Origin of the sequence: Bradyrhizobium niftali (assembly GCF_004571025.1) — a bacterium.
GTDB classification, from domain to species: Bacteria; Pseudomonadota; Alphaproteobacteria; order Rhizobiales; family Xanthobacteraceae; genus Bradyrhizobium; species Bradyrhizobium niftali.
In genome coordinates this window covers 661054-676555 of record NZ_SPQT01000001.1, presented here as the reverse complement: position 1 = coordinate 676555, position 15502 = coordinate 661054, and the positions used below count along the sequence as shown (strand labels likewise).

The following is a 15502-nucleotide window of genomic DNA, read 5'->3' as shown; positions in this document are numbered from 1 at the left end:
CTCAGCGCCGGCTGCCGGCCAGACGCAGCAGCATCATGAACAGGTTGATGAAGTTGAGATAGAGCGACAGCGCTGAAATCACCGACTTGCGGCCAGCCGACGTTTCATCGTCGCCGCTGTCGTACATTGCCTTGATCCGCTGGGTGTCGTAGGCCGTGAGCCCCGCAAAGACGCCGACGCCCACGATCGAGATCAACCAGTCGAGCCCGCTTGATTGCAGGAAGAGGTTCACCAGGCTCGCAATGATGACCCCGATCAGGCCCATGAACAGGAAAGTGCCGAGGCCGGACAGGTCACGCCTTGTGGTGTAGCCGAACACGCTGAGCGCCCCGAACATGGCGGCCGCGATGAAGAACACGCGCGTGATCGAGGCGCTGGTGTAGATGTGCAGCAGTATCGAGAGCGAGACACCGACCAGCGCGGCATAGATGAAGAACAGGAGCCGCGCCGTCGCCGCCGACAGCGTATTGATGCGCGCGCTTAGGAAAAAGACCAGCGCGAGCGGCGCCAGTATGAAGACCCACATCAACGGACTCTGCAGCAATGCGGGACCGGTGAGCTGGTAGGTCAGCCACGCCACAACGGCGGTCAAGCCGACGCCGGCGGCCATGTAGTTGTAGATGCGCAGCATGTAGCCGCGCAATCCACCGTCCATCGCGATTGCGTCAGAGGTCGCCAGGTTCTGATCGTAGTTTGACATCGCTTGCCTCCTCGCGGAGCCGTTGGGAGGCAGCAACCCTATCCCTCTGCCCTCGCACGGATATCGGACAATCACCTGATATCCCGGGGGCAAGATCACCCTACTCGGCCTGCAAATTCGGCACGCCTGCCCTTCAGCTTGCGGCGATTTTCCGCCTTACAGAATCGCAAGATGGAGCTGCCGCTTGCGTTCGTCTTTCTGATTACGACCCTTACGCATTTGTCACTGGAAGCGGGTCGATTACCGGCCTAATCGGCCGACATGCGCTACTTCTTTCACATCGTCGACAGGTACGGCCTCTCGCCGGACGAGAGCGGATGCGAGCACGTTGACCAGGACGCGGCGATGCTGCATGCCCGGCGCATTGCAGAAGAGCTTGCCAAGGCCGGGGAATTCGTCCGGTCGAGCTTCGTGTTTGTGGCCGATACCGCTCCCGGACTTTCGTCCGGTCGCAACTGAGGAAAGACGAGGCTGGCCGGACCAGGTCCAGCCTACTGGTTTCCTGCCACTGCTCTCTACATAGAATCACTGATGTTCGAGCAGAAGGGCTGCTCCTAAGGTCTTTGCCAAGGGGTGGCCGGCGCTGCACCGTCGCAAGGGCTTGTCGCGCCTGCCCGATCTCCGATTGGAAGGCCAGCTTGCACCATGGCGCCTCCATCGAGCCAGGCCGATCAAGGGCTCTCCCGGAATGCGCTCATCGCGCTCGTGATCGGGTCGATGGTCGGTTCCGGTATCTTTGCATTGCCTGCAGCGTTCGGACGGACCACGGGCGCGCTCGGAGCGATAATCGCCTGGGCCATCGCGGGCACGGGCATGCTGATGCTCGCCTTCGTGTTCCAGACCTTGTCACAACGCAAGCCGAACCTCGATGCCGGCATCTATGCCTATGCCAGGGCCGGATTTGGCGACTATATCGGCTTTGCTTCGGCGGTCGGATACTGGATCGGTTGCTGCCTTGCAGATGTCGCCTGCCTCGTCTTGATCAAGGCGACGCTCGGACAGTTTTTCCCGATCTTCGGCGATGGCACAACGCCGGTGGCGATCGCTTCGGCGACCGTCCTGCTCTGGGGAGTGCACATTCTGCTGCTGCGCGGCATCACGGGAGCGGCCGCGCTCAATACGATCGCGACCTACGCCAAGATCATCCCGATCCTATTGTTCATTGTCGTCGCCATCATCGCCTTCGACGGCACGCTCTTCTCCATGAATTTCTGGGGGACGGAGCAGCCGGACGTCTCGAAGGTGGTCGCGCAGGTTCGCGGCACGATGCTGCTGACGGTGTTCGTGTTCGTCGGAATTGAAGGCGCGAGTGTCTACTCCCGCTACGCCCGGAGCCGCGCCGACGTCGGATTCGCAACCCTTGCCGGCTTTCTGACGGTTCTGTGCCTCCTCGTCCTCGTGACGCTCCTGTCGTACGGCGTGCTGCCACGAGCGGAGCTGGCGGATCTACCGACACCATCCATGGCGGGCGTGATGGAAGCGGTCGTCGGCCGCTGGGGCAGCGTGTTCATCAGTGTGGCACTGCTGATCTCGGTCCTCGGCAACTACTTGTCCTGGTCGCTGTTGGCGGCCGAGATCCTGCATTCCGCCGCGATCCACCGCACGATGCCCTCCTTTCTCGCCACGGTGAACGTGCACAAGGTCCCTGCCGGCGCACTCTGGCTCACCAACTGCGTCATCCAGAGTTTTCTGCTCGTCACCTGGTTTGCGGAATACGCATTCACGCTTGCCTTGAAGATGACGAGCGCGATGACGCTGATCCCATATTTCTTTGTTGCGGCGTACGGCCTGAAGCTCGCCTGGACCAGCGAGGCCTATCACGCCGGCGAGCACGCCCGCGTCGTCGACTGGATCCGCTCGGCCATCGCGACACTTTACGCGGCCGGCATGATCTACGCAGGCGGGCCCAAGTTTCTCTTGCTGTCGTCGATCCTCTATGCACCCGGCACGGTGCTGTTCCTACTCGCAAAGCGCGAGCGCAAGGAAGCGATCTTCAGGCCGTTCGAAATCATCCTTTTTGCAGCGATCACGATCGCCGCATGCGCCGGCGTCTACGCGCTGGCCACCGGAGCCATCTCGATTTGAGTCCTTGTCCCTGGTTACATGGAGGCGGATATGAGCACCCGGGCCATCTGTGGCGCCTTGATCCTCGGCGGATTGGTGGCGGTCTCCGCATGTCCAACCCTGTCGCCGGCCCAGCCGACCGAGACCGGCGTGTCTGCCCAAAAAGATGCCGGCGCGCCGGCACCGAAGAGCGCAGCGCCCAACACCAATACGAACCCGACGAAGCACCGTTACTGGCGTCACCGCGGCGGAAAGCATCCGCACTATGGCAGCCGGCGCGTGCGGACCTAGGTGCAGAAGACGATCGTCGACTCCAGCGATTGGACCGATCCATGAGCGAGTCCAGGACAGGACCGGAGAAGCTCCACGAGGTCGTTCTACGCGACGATTCCACCGGCCGGCCGGAGAACGACGCACGACGCAGCATGCTCGCGACCGGTCTCACGCTGCTCGCTGCGTGCGTTTGCCTGTTCCTGGCGTGGCAGACGGTGTCCAGTCTCCTGCTCATCTTCGCAGGCGTGTTGTTCGCCGCATTTCTGGACGCGTGCGCGAGGGCTCTGGCGCCGGTCCTTCCGCTCAATCGCGCCTGGCGACTGACGCTGGTCCTGTTGCTGTTCTCCGCTCTGTCGGGGTTTGGAATCGTCTGGGGTGCGGGCAAGCTGCCGGAGCAGACGCGCCTCCTGCTGAAGGTCATGGACAGCCAGATCGACGTCCTGCAGGAGCATCTCCTGTCATATGGCGTTGACCTCCTCGGCCCGGAATGGGGCCGCGACTTCGCGCAATGGCTGTTCTCGGATCAGGGCCGATTTCTCAGCCACGCTCAATTTCTGCTCGGCGGAGCCTCAACTCTTCTGACCGGCGCGCTGGTGATCCTGTTCCTCGGGATCCTCTTTGCCTTCGATCCGAACAGCCATCGCGATAGCCTCGTCATGCTGGTGAAGCAGTCCTATCGCACGCGGACAAGGGCAGTCATGGACGAGATAGGCACCGTCATGCGGCTGTGGCTGGTCGGACAGTTCATCCGCATCATCCTCATGACGCTGTGGGTCTGGGTCGCACTCTACCTCATCGGGCTGCCCGGTCCTTTCGTGCTCGGATTGCAGGCGGGACTGTCCAATTTCATTCCCTATCTCGGACCCATCGTGGCCGCAATTCCGATCGCGCTCGTCGCAATGCCGCTCGGCAGTTCCCTGCTGATCTGGGCCGTCCTGATCTACACGATCATCCAGTCGGTCGAAGGCTATGTGATCGGCCCGCTGATCCAGCGTCAGGCGGTCGAGATCCCTCCTGCCTGGACGCTGGTCGCGATTGTCATGCTGGGCGCGCTGTTCGGCGTCCTGGGCATCGCGCTGGCGATGCCACTGGTCGCGATCGGCCGTGTCGCGATCATCCGATTCTACGTCGAGGACTACCTTGGCGATGACCTCAAGCAGACGTTCAACGGCGGTAGATCGAGAGTGGATCGGCCATGAGCAAGATCGATGTACAACGAAACGTGGGTACCGAGCCTCCCTCGTATCGTTCCGGAATGGCTCATTTCCTGTGGCAGCAGCTTCCTTACATCGTGGCGCTGGTGCTCGCTATCGGAGGGGTCGCCTATACCAACGTCTCCCACCAGCCTCTCGTCGGCTATTGGGAATTCCTGGCGCTTGCCATCTGCGTCGTCTGCGTCGTTACCAAATGGCCGGAAACCCAGGGCAAAGAGACCCAGCTCCGATTGATCTGGACCCAGGCGCTGCACTGGATTGCCGTCCTGGTCACGATGAACATCATACTGGTCTCGGGCGTCCAGCAGTTGCTTCCGACACCGGCAACCGGCCTGGTCCTGCTGACGTTGCTCGCACTCGGCACGTTCCTTGCCGGCGTCAGCCTGTTATCGCTGCAAATCTCGTTCCTCGGCCTGGCGATGGGCGTCGCCGTCCCGGCGATATCCTGGCTGAAGCAGTCCGTCTTCTTCTTCCTGCTGGGCGCAGTGCTGCTGATCGGCCTCGGCATCACGTTCTGGCTCCGCCAGGACGGCCGACCGAGGATTGCGCCCTCCGACACCAACAGCCAAGTGGAGGCCTGAATGCGAATGACACGACTTGTTGCAGTCTTCGGCACATCCGCGCTGCTATGCATCGCCAACCTGCCCGCGCGCGCCGAAACGTTCAGGGTCGGCCGGCTCCTCTGCTTGAGCACCCCGCGCGTCGGGCTTGTGCTCGGATCAGCGCAGTCACTGCGCTGCACATTCTTCGCGAGAAACCCGCCGAGGCAGTTCATCTATGAGGGACGGATCCGGCGCGTTGGCCTTGATCTCGGCGTGACCAGTGCAGGCTCCCTGTCCTGGGCCGTGCTCGCCAAGAACTCGCGGATCGGGTCCGCCACCCTGCGCGGCAACTATGTCGGCGCGAGCGGCAGCCTCGCATTCGGCCCCGGTCTCGGCGCCAACGTCCTGATCGGCGGCTCGCGCAGGAGTGTGATGTTGCAGCCGCTGTCGATCGAGCGGTCGATCGGGATCAATCTCGCGGCCGGCGTCACCAATCTGACGCTGGGCCCGCGCGGCAGCCGATAGCTCGCAACAGCGATTTCACGCGCGATCGCTGGAGTCCGGTTGGGCCCACGCGAACATTCCCACCCCGTCGCTCAGGGTTTCGTCGGATGTCGACCGCGCGGGCTCGAAGCTACCATCCCAAGCGTGCCGATCATCGCGCGGATCAGGAGGATGGCATGACGGTCTATGACAGCCGGTCGGACATCGGGGTTCTGGGCTCGCCTCCGCTGTGGGTCTGCGCTCTCCTTGGCATCGTGATGATCGTCGCCGGCATCGCGGCTCTCAGTGACGTGGTCTTCGCGACGATCATCAGCGTCAAGCTGATCGGGCTGACGGCTATCGCGGCTGGCGCATTCGAGATCGCCCATGCCTTCTGGACCAAAGGATGGGGCGGTTTTCTGTGGCAGATTGTTCTCGGCGCGCTCTATCTCGCCTTCGGGCTTGTGCTGCTCACCCAGCCGGCTTCCGGTGCCCTGATCCTCACCTATTTCCTCGGCGCGGTGCTGTTCGCCTCGGGCGTCATTCGATGCGTGCTGAGCTTCGCCCATTGGCGACAGAACGGATGGATGATGCTGATCTCCGGCATCTTCGGACTGCTCGCGGGCGTGCTGATCCTGTTCGGCTTTCCGACCATCAGCGTCTGGGCCCTCGGATTCCTGCTTGGCGTCGACCTGATCTCGCACGGCCTGGCGTGGCTGCTTTATGCGCTTCAATCCGTGCGGCGAGCTGCGTAACGAACGAAGGAGAAGATGATGATGGACACTCCCACCCGTCGAGCTTTCCTTGGCTTCGCTCAGAATGCCGTTGCTGCCGCGGCGATCGGCGCTATCGGAGTTCGTCTGATTGAGACTGCGGAAGCGATGCCGATTGCCCACGATCTTGGCCAGGCCAGCGAGCCGTCGGACCTCCTGACGCAAGCTCAGTGGTGGGGACCGCCCGCTCCCGCCTGGGGCCCTGCCCCCGGTTGGGGACGACCGCCGCTACTCTGGCAAGCGCAGTGGGGACCGCCGCCTCGTCCAGGCTGGGGCCGCCCACCGCCGCGCAGGCGCCGATGGGTTTGCTGGTGGCATCGCGGTCGTCGTCGTTGCGGATGGCGGTGGCGCTAGGAAGCCCCTCTCAACTTGCGCAATCCGCTGGCAGCAGATTTGACACGAAGGCGATGCAGGCCCCGACCCGGGCGATGGAGGCGATCGTGCGCCACGCGAATCAATGGCTCCTGTGGGCCGCTCTGATAGCTCTTCTCGTGGTGGCAGCCGCCTTCTGCGTGTCGGTATGGCAGGCAACTCCATCGATGCCGCTCTACCGCAACATCATCCTCGGAGGGGCCGTCATCCTGATGTTGGTGTTCGGCTGCGGCCTGATCGCGCTGATGTTCTATAGCCGTCGCAAGGGTTACGACGAACCCGCGCGCAACGATCGGACACGACGGGAGTAACGAGGCGCTGGTGAAGCACAGACCCGGCCCGGCTCTCAAGTCTGGAGCAAGGAGCGGACAATGAACCTTGCTGGCGTCCCGATCAGGCTGCTGGCGGCAACTCTCCTGACGATCATCGCCGGTGGGACCGCCCGGACCCAACCCGCCGCGGCCGGAGCCCCTGCTGTCGGCGTCGTGGAAGCGACCAGGCGGCCGATCACCGAGACCAGCGAATTTCTTGGACGGATCGAGGCGATCAATCGGGTCAACGTCGTCGCGCGCGTGACGGCATTTCTGGACAAGCGCCTGTTCGACGAGGGCGCCGAGATCAAGGAAGGCGATGAGCTCTATCGGCTCGAACGTGGTCCCTTCGAAGCGGATCTCGCATCGAAAAAGGCGCAGGTCGCGCAGCTCCAGGCAACGCTCGAAAATGCCAAATTGACGACCGAACGCGCGCGGACCCTGCTCGGGGGCCCTGCCGGGCAACAGTCCACCTACGATGCAGCGATCGCGAACCAGCTCAGCCTCGAAGCCCAGGTGCACGCCGCGCAAGCCCAGGTCCAAGCCTCCCAGATCAATCTCGGTTACACGATGATCAACGCGCCGATTGCCGGCAAGATCGGACGCACGGCGGTGACGGAAGGCAACGTCGTCGGTCCGAGCTCGGGCGTGCTGGCCACCATCGTCAGCCAGGACCCGATGTATGTCACCTTCCCGGTGCCGCTCCGCCAGGGGCTCGAGCTGCGGGAACGATACGGACCACAAGGCGGCCTGGACGCGGTGGTGATCAGGCTGCGACTGCCCGATGGCCGCATGTACGGCCACTCCGGCAAGCTGAATTTCGTCGACAACACCATCGCCCAGGGCACCGATACCATCACCGTACGCGGGGAGATCGGCAATCCGATCCTGCGGGCTTCTTCGGCGGCTGGTGTCATCGTCCACGAACTCACCGACGGCGAGTTCGTCACCGTCGTGCTGGAGGGCGTCCAACCGATCGAGGTGCTGGCAATCCCGCGCGCCGCTGTGCTCTCCGATCAGCAGGGCGACTATGTGCTGGCTGTCGGCGCCGACAACAAGGCCGAGCAGCGCCGCGTCCAGCTCGGACAATCGACCACGACCATCGCCGCCGTGATCGCCGGACTTGCGGCCGGCGACAAGGTCATCGCGGAGGGCTTGCAGCGCGTTCGTCCTGGCCAGACCGTTTCGCCGGGACCGGCAAGTCCGCTGATCCTCTCGAGCATGAAGGCTGCCGCAGACGGCACGGCTCCGCAAGCGGATCACGGCGCCTCCGGCACGAGCCGCCCGCTGGACCGCAAACCATGATATCTGCCGTCTTCATCGATCGTCCGCGGCTTTCGATGGTGATCGCCTTCATCATCACCATCGCCGGCGCGCTGGCGTTGATGCAGATTCCGGTGGCGCAATTTCCGGACATCGTGCCGCCGCAGGTCACGGTCTCCGGCAACTTCCCCGGTGCATCCGCCGAGGTGGTCGAGAGCAGCGTCGCCCAACCCCTCGAGGCGCAGATCATCGGCGTCGATCGCGCGCTCTACATGAAATCGACCAGCGCCAATGACGGCAGCTACACGCTGACGGTTTCGTTCGCGCTCGGCACCAACCCCGACATCAATACCGTCAACGTCAACAACCGCGTGCAGAGCGCTCTGTCGCAACTGCCGACCGAAGTGCAGCAGCAGGGGGTGACGGTGCACAAGCGGTCCTCGTCGATCCTGCAATTCCTGGTGCTCTACAGCGCCAATGGCCAGCAGGATCCGCTGTTCATCACCAACTACGCGATCATCAACGTGCTCGATGCGATCGCCAGTACGCCCGGCGTCGGCCAGGCGAACCTGTTCGCCAAGATGAACTACTCGATGCGGATCTGGTTCGATACGCAGCGGCTCACCAGCCTCGATCTCACGCCGTCCGACGTCATTGCCGCGATCCGCACGCAAAGCGTCCAGGCACCTGTGGGTCGCATCGGAGCACGTCCGATCAGCGACGACCAGCAGCTCCAGTTCAATGTGCAGACCCTGGGCAGGCTCGCCACCGTCGAGCAATTCGCCAATATCGTGCTGCGTGCCAACCCGGACGGCTCGTCACTGCTCGTGAAGGACGTTGCCCGTGTCGAGATGGGTGCGCAAAATCTCGACAGCGAAGCGCGGATCGACGGCCGCGCGGCCGTGCCGGTCGCGATCTATCTGGCGCCGGGCGCCAATGCGATGACCACCGCACAGGCCGTGGCGGCGACGATGCAGCGGCTGTCGCTGCGTTTCCCCACCGGCCTGAGCTATCTCGTGCAATACGATTCCACGAGCTTCGTGCGCGACACGATCACGGAGGTCTTGCGGACGCTGGGCGAGGCCTTCATTCTGGTCGTGATCGTGGTGTACCTGTTCCTCGGCAATCTGCGCGCCACGGTGATCCCGGCCGTTGCCGTTCCGGTGAGCCTGATCGGCACGTTCGCCGTCCTGCTGGTGCTGGGCTATTCGGCCAACACGGTGTCCCTGCTGGCCATGGTGCTCGCCATCGGCATCGTGGTGGACGACGCCATCGTCGTCGTCGAGAACGTCGAGCGGGTGATGGAGGAGGAGCCGGGCCTTTCCCCCGCCGAGGCCAGCAAGAAGGCCATGACCCAGATCACCGCGCCGATCATCGCGATCACCCTGGTGCTGCTCTCCGTCTTCGTACCGATCGCATTCATTCCTGGCATTTCCGGAACGCTGTTTCGCCAGTTTGCGGTGACGATCAGCGCCGCGATGATGATCTCGGCGTTGAACGCGCTGACGCTATCGCCCGCCTTGTGCGCGCTGTTCTTGCGCCACACCGGCCCCAGGCGCGGCATCATGGGGCGCGTCCTCGGCTTCGTCGACTGGCTGCGCGACCGCTACAGCGGCGGCGTCCGCCGGCTTTTGCGCGTAGCGGGCCTCTCACTGCCGCTCGTCGCCGTTCTTGCCGCCGGTATCTTCGGCATGTCGCTGATCACGCCAACCGGTTTCCTCCCTGAGGAAGACCAGGGCGCCTTCTTCACCTCGGTGCAACTGCCAGACGGCGCATCAGTGGCGCGAACCAGCGAGGTCACCCAACAGATCGAGGATATCCTGAAACAGATCCCCGCCGTCGATCACGTCCTCGCCATCGTAGGCTTTTCCCTGCTCGACGGCGCATCCGAGCCGAACAGCGCATTGGTGGTCACGCGCCTGAAGCCGTTTTCCGATCGCAAGGCGGCAGCCGATTCCGTGCAGGCGCTGATCCGGCAAACCTTCGCAGCCGGCGCACAGATTCGACAGGCCAACGTGTTGCCGTTCAACCTGCCGCCGATCATTGGGCTCTCCACCGGAGGCGGGTTCGAATACCAGCTTCAGGCGCTGGAAGGACAGAGCCCGGCCGCGATCTCCAGCGTCACGGGGGCGCTGATCGGTGCAGCCAACGCCGATCCACGGCTTGCGCGTGTGTTTTCGACCTTCACTGCGACCAATCCGTCCGTCTATCTCGACATCGACCGCCGCAAGGCGCAGGCGCTCGGCGTGACGGTCAGCGACATCTTCACCGCCTTGCAAGCGACGCTCGGCGGCATCTATGTCAACAACTTCAACCTGTTCGGCCGCACCTGGCAGGTCAACGTTCAGGGCGAAGCGTTCGATCGCGCCGATATTTCGGACATCTGGCGGATCTATCTGCGCAACGGCGCCGGCCAGATGGTCCCGATCAGGTCGCTCGCCGGGATCAAGATCGTGACCGGGCCTCAGGTGATCACCCGCTACAACAATTATCGCTCGGTGACGGTAAACGGCAGCCCGTCGCCGGGCATCTCCTCGGGAACCGCGATGGCCGCAATGGCGGAAATCTCCAACACCGTGCTGCCTGCGGGCTACAGTTTCGCGTGGACCGGAACCGCCTATCAGGAGCAAGAGGCCGCCGGCCAGACCGGCATCGTGCTCATGCTCGCGGTGCTGTTTGCCTACCTGTTCCTGGTGGCGCTCTATGAGAGCACGGTGATCCCGATCCCGGTGCTGCTGTCGGTCGTCGTCGGCGTGCTCGGGTCCTATATCGGCATCAAGCTCGCCGGCCTCAATCTCGACCTCTACGGCCAGATCGGGCTCGTGGTCCTGATCGCGCTCGCCGCCAAGAACGGCATTCTGATCGTCGAATTTGCCAAGGAGCAACGCGAAGCGGGCGTGGCGCTCGACGACGCCGCGATACAGGGCGCGCATATGCGCTTTCGCGCGGTCATGATGACGTCGGTCGCCTTCATCCTTGGCCTCCTGCCGCTCGTGATTGCAACCGGTGCTGCGGAGCTCAGCCGCAGAGCCGTCGGGACGGCCGTATTTGCGGGCATGCTTGCGGCAAGCTCAATCGGCATCTTTCTCGTCCCGACGCTCTACGTGACGTTCCAGCGTCTGCGGGAGCGGATGAAGACGACGTCAACATCCAGCCGCTGAGTTGCCCCAGCGAAACTCTGGCATGGCTGGATCCACAACGCGCGAAATGCGATCCGGGCCCATGTCGAACGGGCACTCGAGGCCGCAGTCCTTCAACGCGGGACGACAGCCGTCGCTTCTATCTCGACGCGCGCTGCCGGCTCGACAAGACGCACGACCTGAACGAGCGCCATGCTGGGATAGTGGGTGCCGATCACCTCCCGATAGGCTTTGCCGAGCGCCTTGAGATTGGAGACGTATTCGTCCATGTCCACGACATACCAGGTCAGGCGAACCAGATGATCCGGACGCGCGCCGCCTTCGGCCAGGATCGCGACGATGTTTTCGAGCGCCTGGCGGACCTGCGCAACAAATCCGTCGCCAAACCGGCCTGAAACGTCCCAGCCGACGACGCCGCCGGTCACGACGAGGCGCCCGTCGGCCATCATGCCGTTCGCATATCCCTTTGGCTGCGGCCAGCCGCCGGGCTGGAGTACCTGCAAACCGTTCGCCATTTCGGGAGCCGCTGCGCCCGGCTGTCTCATCACACTCATCGGTCTCTCTCTATCGTCTCAGCGCGACTTCAGTAAATCGCGCGCCACAATCAGTTTCTGCACCTCGGTCGCGCCCTCGTAGATGCGCAACGCCCGGATTTCGCGGTAGAGGCTTTCGACGACCTCACCCTTGCGCACGCCGCGTCCGCCGAACATCTGGACCGCGCGATCGATGACGCGCTGGGCGGTCTCGGTCGCCGTCAGCTTCGCCATTGCAGCTTCGCGCGTCGTCGGAAGCTTCTGGACATCGCGGCGCCAGGCCGCGCGATAGGTCAGGAGCGCGGCGGCGTCGGTGTCGGTCGCCATGTCGCCGAGCGCGGCCTGGGTCAATTGGAGATCTCCCAGCGTCGCGCCGAACATGCGCCGGCTGCGCGCGTGCGACAGCGCCTCGTCGAGCGCCCGCCGGGCAAAGCCGAGCGCTGCGGCCGCGACCGACGCGCGAAAAATATCCAGCGTCTGCATCGCGAGCTTGAACCCGCCGCCCGGCGCGCCGAGGCGACGGCCCGCCGGGATCCGGCAATTGGCAAAGCGCAACGTCGCCAGCGGATGCGGCGCGATGACGTCGATGCGGTCGGCGATGCCGAAGCCGGGATCATCGGGAAAAACGACGAACGCCGAGATGCCGCGCGCGCCCGGCGCCTCGCCGGTTCGCGCAAACAGCGTGTAGACGTCGGCAATGCCGCCGTTGGAGATCCAGGTCTTCTCGCCGTCGATGACGTAGTCGTTGCCGTCGGCACGCGCGGTGCAGGACATCGCCGCGACGTCCGATCCCGCCTCCTTCTCGGACAGCGCGAAGGCCGCAAGCCATTCGCCGGAGCGAACCTTCGGCAGCACGGCCTTGCGCAGCTCAGCCGAACCGCCGAGCGCGATCGCGCCGGAGCCGAGCCCCTGCATGGCGAAGGCGAAATCGGCGAGGCCATCGGCATAGGCCAGCGACTCGCGCGACAGGCAGATCGAGCGGGAATCGATCGTCGTCGCATCGCCGTCGGGCGCCGCAACCGCGCAATCGAGCACCCCCGCCTCGCCCATCGCGCGCACGAGCTTGCGGCAGGCGGCGTCGACATCGCCGTGATCGATTGTGTCGAGAACCCCCGACTGCACGAAGCGGTCGAGCCGCTCGCCGATCGTGTGGTGGCGTTGTTCGAAGAACGGCCAGTCCAGCCAGTCCCGCTTGATGACCTTTGCCACGGAGCTCATCTGATCCCTCCTCCGCTCACTGCGCGCTAGCTGCCGCGGCGCGCGCCAGATTGGTTTCGTATTGCCCCTTGGCGGACAGATACTGCTTCGGCCAACTGACCGACGTGATGCCGATGCGCGCGGCTTCGTGCAACGTCCAGGCCGGGTCGGCAAGATGCGGCCGCGCAATGGCGCAGAGGTCGGCGCGGCCGGCCGCGAGGATCGAGTTGGCGTGATCGGCCTCGGAGATCGCGCCGACTGCGATGGTCTCGATGCCGACCTCGTTGCGGATCAGGTCGGCGAACGGCGTCTGGAACAGGCGCCCATAGATCGGCCGCTCCTCCTTCCAGACCTGTCCTGACGAACAATCGATCACGTCCGCCCCCGCCTCCTTGAACATCGCGGCGAAGATCGCCGCATCGGCCGGGATGTTGCCGCCTTCGGTCCAGTCATGGCAGGACAGACGCACCGACATCGGCCGATCGGACGGCCAGACCGCGCGCATCGCCTCGAACACCTCCAGCGGAAAGCGCGCGCGGTTCTCGTGGCTGCCGCCGTATTCGTCCGTGCGCCGGTTGGTCAGCGGCGACAGGAAGCTCGACAGAAGATAACCGTGGGCGCAATGCAGCTCGAGCCACTCGACGCCGGCGGCAGCGGCGCGATGTGTCGCCGCGACGAAATCGTCGCGCACGCGGTCCATGTCGCTGCGATCCATCGCCCGCGGCAACTGGCTGTGGGCCAGATACGGCAACGCCGACGCGGAGATCAGAGGCCATTCTCCGGATTCAAGTGGTTGATCGATCCCTTCCCAGGGCACTCTGGTCGCGCCCTTGCGCCCGGCATGGCCAAGCTGGATTCCGACCTTGGCGTGCCCGAGACTGTGGACCAGCTCGACCAGCCGGCGCCACTGCGCTTCTTGCGCATCGTTCCAGAGCCCGAGGCAGCCCGGCGTGATCCGCGCATCCGGCGAGACGCAGGTCATCTCGGCAAAGATCAGCGCAGCGCCGCCCATGGCACGCGCGCCGAGATGAGCGATGTGGAAGTCGTTGATGAGCCCGTCTTCGGCCGAATACATCGCCATCGGCGACACCATGATGCGGTTCGCGAGCGAAAGGCCGCGCACGCGGTGCGGCGTCAGCATCGGCGGCGGCACCCGCTCGCCGTCCTTGACGGCGATGCCCGAGCGCGCGGCAAACCAGCGCTCAAAACCTTCCAGCCAGGTGCGGTCGCGCAGGCGAAGGTTTTCGTGGCTGATACGCTGAGAGCGCGTCAGCATCGAATAGAAGAATTGCGGCGGCTCGAGCGTGTCGGCATAACGCCGGCCGACCACCTCGAACCATTCCATGGCGTTGCGCGCCGCGTTCTGGATGCGCGCCACGTCGACACGGCGCACCTCCTCATAGGCCTCGAGCACGGTTTCGATGCCGGCGCGACCGTGACCATGGCGATCGAACTGGTTGGCGAGCTCGATGGCGTCGTCGAGCGCGAGCTTGGTGCCCGACCCGATCGCGAAATGCGCGGTGTGCGCGGCATCTCCCATCAGCACGACATGAGACTTGCCGTTGAACACGCTCCATTTGCCGCAGATCAGGCGGCTGAAATTGAGCCAGGCCGAGCCGCGCAGATGGCGGGCATTGGTGAGGAGCTTCGCGCCATCGAGCGTCTCGGCGAAGATCTTTTCGCAGAAATCGATCGACGCCTGCTGATCGAGCTCGCCAAGCCCGTGGGCGTTGTAGGCCTCTTCCGTGGTCTCGACGATGAAGGTCGAGGTCTCTGCGTCGAACTTGTAGATGTGCGCCTGGAACCAGCCGTGCTCGGTCCTCTGAAAATCGAACGTGAAGGCGTCGAACGCCTTCTTGGTGCCGAGCCAGATGTAGCGGTTCGGCCGGATCACCATGTCGGGCTGGAATTGATCGGAATAGCGGGCGCGGATTCTGGAATTGACGCCGTCGCAGGCGACGATCAGGTCGGCGTCGGGAAATTCGAGATCGGACTCGACGTCGCGCTCGAAGACGAGCTCGACACCCAGCGCCTCGCAGCGCCTCTGAAGGATGTTGAGCAGATGCTTGCGCCCGATACCGATGAAGCCATGGCCGGTCGTACGCTGGCGCGTGCCCTTGAAGACGAGCTCGATATCGTCCCAGTGATTGAAGGCGTCCTCGATCTCGGCGGCGCTCTCGGGGTCGGCAAGCCGCATCGCGGACATCATGGCATCGGAGAACACGACCCCCCAGCCGAACGTATCGTAGGGCTTGTTGCGCTCGACGACCGAGATGACGTGCTCCGGATGCTGGCGCTTCATCAGCAGACCCAGATAGAGACCCGCCGGGCCGCCGCCGATACAGACTATGCGCATGATCCCTCGCTTTCGCGCGCCGCGCCGTGTGCCGAGCTCTCGCCCGAATTATTTTAAGCATAAAGTAATTTGTCGGCACGGGCCTTGTCAAGGTGGGTTCTGCAAGGAGCCCGGGCGGCGCCCCCGGCGCCGCAGCGTCGATCTTGAGATACAATCAAATTGGCTACACGGCAGAGCAGATTCCGGGGCCCCCGGGCTCAGCCTTGAATTTACTTTTGGCACGAACTATCTTGCCAGCATCCGCGAAAGCTGCATCAGCTTTCGTCAGGCCACCAAGCCCG

General features: G+C 64.1%; 15 protein-coding genes. 11 read left to right on the top strand and 4 right to left on the bottom strand.

Annotated elements, in window-relative coordinates; genetic code table 11:
- Nucleotide 1: 1 nt before the first annotated feature.
- On the bottom strand, nt 2-700 hold the full coding sequence (locus tag E4K65_RS03010; protein WP_135172841.1) for a Bax inhibitor-1/YccA family protein: 699 nt from the start codon (nt 698-700) through the stop codon (nt 2-4).
- A 261-nt stretch (nt 701-961) separates the two neighbouring features.
- Between E4K65_RS03010 and E4K65_RS03005 the strand changes: the two genes are divergently transcribed.
- The 11 genes from E4K65_RS03005 to E4K65_RS02955 all read left to right on the top strand — a co-directional run bounded on the left by E4K65_RS03005 (nt 962) and on the right by E4K65_RS02955 (nt 11156).
- Nucleotides 962-1159, top strand: a complete 198-nt coding sequence (locus tag E4K65_RS03005) for a DUF6894 family protein (RefSeq protein ID WP_135172840.1) — start codon at nt 962-964, stop codon at nt 1157-1159.
- A 186-nt stretch (nt 1160-1345) separates the two neighbouring features.
- The gene (locus E4K65_RS03000) at nt 1346-2785 is read left to right on the top strand and encodes a basic amino acid/polyamine antiporter (RefSeq protein ID WP_135172839.1); all 1440 of its coding nucleotides are present in this window, start codon (nt 1346-1348) and stop codon (nt 2783-2785) included.
- Nucleotides 2786-2815: 30 nt separating this feature from the next.
- Entirely contained in the window at nt 2816-3055 is a 240-nt protein-coding gene (locus tag E4K65_RS02995; protein WP_135172838.1) for a hypothetical protein, read from the top strand.
- A 41-nt stretch (nt 3056-3096) separates the two neighbouring features.
- Entirely contained in the window at nt 3097-4236 is a 1140-nt protein-coding gene (locus E4K65_RS02990) for an AI-2E family transporter (protein ID WP_135172837.1), read from the top strand.
- A complete protein-coding gene (locus E4K65_RS02985) occupies nt 4233-4832 on the top strand; it encodes a hypothetical protein (RefSeq protein ID WP_135172836.1) in 600 nt (199 codons plus the stop codon). Before E4K65_RS02990 ends, E4K65_RS02985 begins: the two co-directional genes overlap by 4 nt.
- Nucleotides 4833-5318 (top strand): DUF992 domain-containing protein, encoded by a 486-nt coding sequence (locus tag E4K65_RS02980; RefSeq protein WP_027548848.1) that lies wholly within the window; start codon nt 4833-4835, stop codon nt 5316-5318.
- Nucleotides 5319-5473: 155 nt separating this feature from the next.
- Entirely contained in the window at nt 5474-6031 is a 558-nt protein-coding gene (locus E4K65_RS02975) for an HdeD family acid-resistance protein (protein WP_167770477.1), read from the top strand.
- Nucleotides 6032-6046: 15 nt separating this feature from the next.
- Nucleotides 6047-6403: a twin-arginine translocation signal domain-containing protein gene (locus E4K65_RS49935; RefSeq protein ID WP_135172834.1), complete on the top strand. Its 357-nt coding sequence runs from the start codon at nt 6047-6049 to the stop codon at nt 6401-6403.
- Entirely contained in the window at nt 6349-6732 is a 384-nt protein-coding gene (locus tag E4K65_RS02965; RefSeq protein ID WP_235885438.1) for a hypothetical protein, read from the top strand. The genes E4K65_RS49935 and E4K65_RS02965 overlap by 55 nt, the downstream gene beginning before the upstream one ends.
- A 60-nt stretch (nt 6733-6792) precedes the next feature.
- Nucleotides 6793-8037 (top strand): efflux RND transporter periplasmic adaptor subunit, encoded by a 1245-nt coding sequence (locus E4K65_RS02960; protein WP_135172832.1) that lies wholly within the window; start codon nt 6793-6795, stop codon nt 8035-8037.
- Entirely contained in the window at nt 8034-11156 is a 3123-nt protein-coding gene (locus tag E4K65_RS02955; RefSeq protein ID WP_135172831.1) for an efflux RND transporter permease subunit, read from the top strand. The genes E4K65_RS02960 and E4K65_RS02955 overlap by 4 nt, the downstream gene beginning before the upstream one ends.
- A gap of 92 nt (nt 11157-11248) precedes the next feature.
- Here the strand turns inward: E4K65_RS02955 and E4K65_RS02950 are convergent, their stop codons facing one another.
- From E4K65_RS02950 to E4K65_RS02940, 3 genes are read right to left on the bottom strand one after another with little or no spacing between them, the layout of a single operon-like run.
- A complete protein-coding gene (locus E4K65_RS02950; protein ID WP_135172830.1) occupies nt 11249-11689 on the bottom strand; it encodes a RidA family protein in 441 nt (146 codons plus the stop codon).
- Between the two features lie 18 nt (nt 11690-11707).
- A complete protein-coding gene (locus E4K65_RS02945) occupies nt 11708-12886 on the bottom strand; it encodes an acyl-CoA dehydrogenase family protein (RefSeq protein WP_135172829.1) in 1179 nt (392 codons plus the stop codon).
- Nucleotides 12887-12902: 16 nt separating this feature from the next.
- Nucleotides 12903-15221 carry a bifunctional salicylyl-CoA 5-hydroxylase/oxidoreductase gene (locus E4K65_RS02940; protein ID WP_135172828.1) on the bottom strand — a complete coding sequence of 773 codons (2319 nt, stop codon included), beginning with the start codon at nt 15219-15221 and terminating at the stop codon, nt 12903-12905.
- Nucleotides 15222-15502: the final 281 nt, after the last annotated feature.

Bases quoted from the DNA above. Each gene is read 5' to 3' on its own strand.
- E4K65_RS02985 (WP_135172836.1), top strand. From the start codon at position 4,233: ATGAGCAAGATCGATGTACAACGAAACGTGGGTACCGAGCCTCCCTCG.
- E4K65_RS02965 (WP_235885438.1), top strand. From the start codon at position 6,349: ATGGGTTTGCTGGTGGCATCGCGGTCGTCGTCGTTGCGGATGGCGGTG.
- E4K65_RS03000 (WP_135172839.1), top strand. From the start codon at position 1,346: ATGGCGCCTCCATCGAGCCAGGCCGATCAAGGGCTCTCCCGGAATGCG.
- E4K65_RS49935 (WP_135172834.1), top strand. From the start codon at position 6,047: ATGATGATGGACACTCCCACCCGTCGAGCTTTCCTTGGCTTCGCTCAG.
- E4K65_RS02940 (WP_135172828.1), bottom strand. From the start codon at position 15,221: ATGCGCATAGTCTGTATCGGCGGCGGCCCGGCGGGTCTCTATCTGGGT.
- E4K65_RS02975 (WP_167770477.1), top strand. From the start codon at position 5,474: ATGACGGTCTATGACAGCCGGTCGGACATCGGGGTTCTGGGCTCGCCT.
- E4K65_RS02960 (WP_135172832.1), top strand. From the start codon at position 6,793: ATGAACCTTGCTGGCGTCCCGATCAGGCTGCTGGCGGCAACTCTCCTG.
- E4K65_RS02955 (WP_135172831.1), top strand. From the start codon at position 8,034: ATGATATCTGCCGTCTTCATCGATCGTCCGCGGCTTTCGATGGTGATC.
- E4K65_RS02980 (WP_027548848.1), top strand. From the start codon at position 4,833: ATGCGAATGACACGACTTGTTGCAGTCTTCGGCACATCCGCGCTGCTA.
- E4K65_RS03010 (WP_135172841.1), bottom strand. From the start codon at position 700: ATGTCAAACTACGATCAGAACCTGGCGACCTCTGACGCAATCGCGATG.
- E4K65_RS02990 (WP_135172837.1), top strand. From the start codon at position 3,097: ATGAGCGAGTCCAGGACAGGACCGGAGAAGCTCCACGAGGTCGTTCTA.
- E4K65_RS02945 (WP_135172829.1), bottom strand. From the start codon at position 12,886: ATGAGCTCCGTGGCAAAGGTCATCAAGCGGGACTGGCTGGACTGGCCG.
- E4K65_RS02995 (WP_135172838.1), top strand. From the start codon at position 2,816: ATGAGCACCCGGGCCATCTGTGGCGCCTTGATCCTCGGCGGATTGGTG.
- E4K65_RS03005 (WP_135172840.1), top strand. From the start codon at position 962: ATGCGCTACTTCTTTCACATCGTCGACAGGTACGGCCTCTCGCCGGAC.
- E4K65_RS02950 (WP_135172830.1), bottom strand. From the start codon at position 11,689: ATGAGTGTGATGAGACAGCCGGGCGCAGCGGCTCCCGAAATGGCGAAC.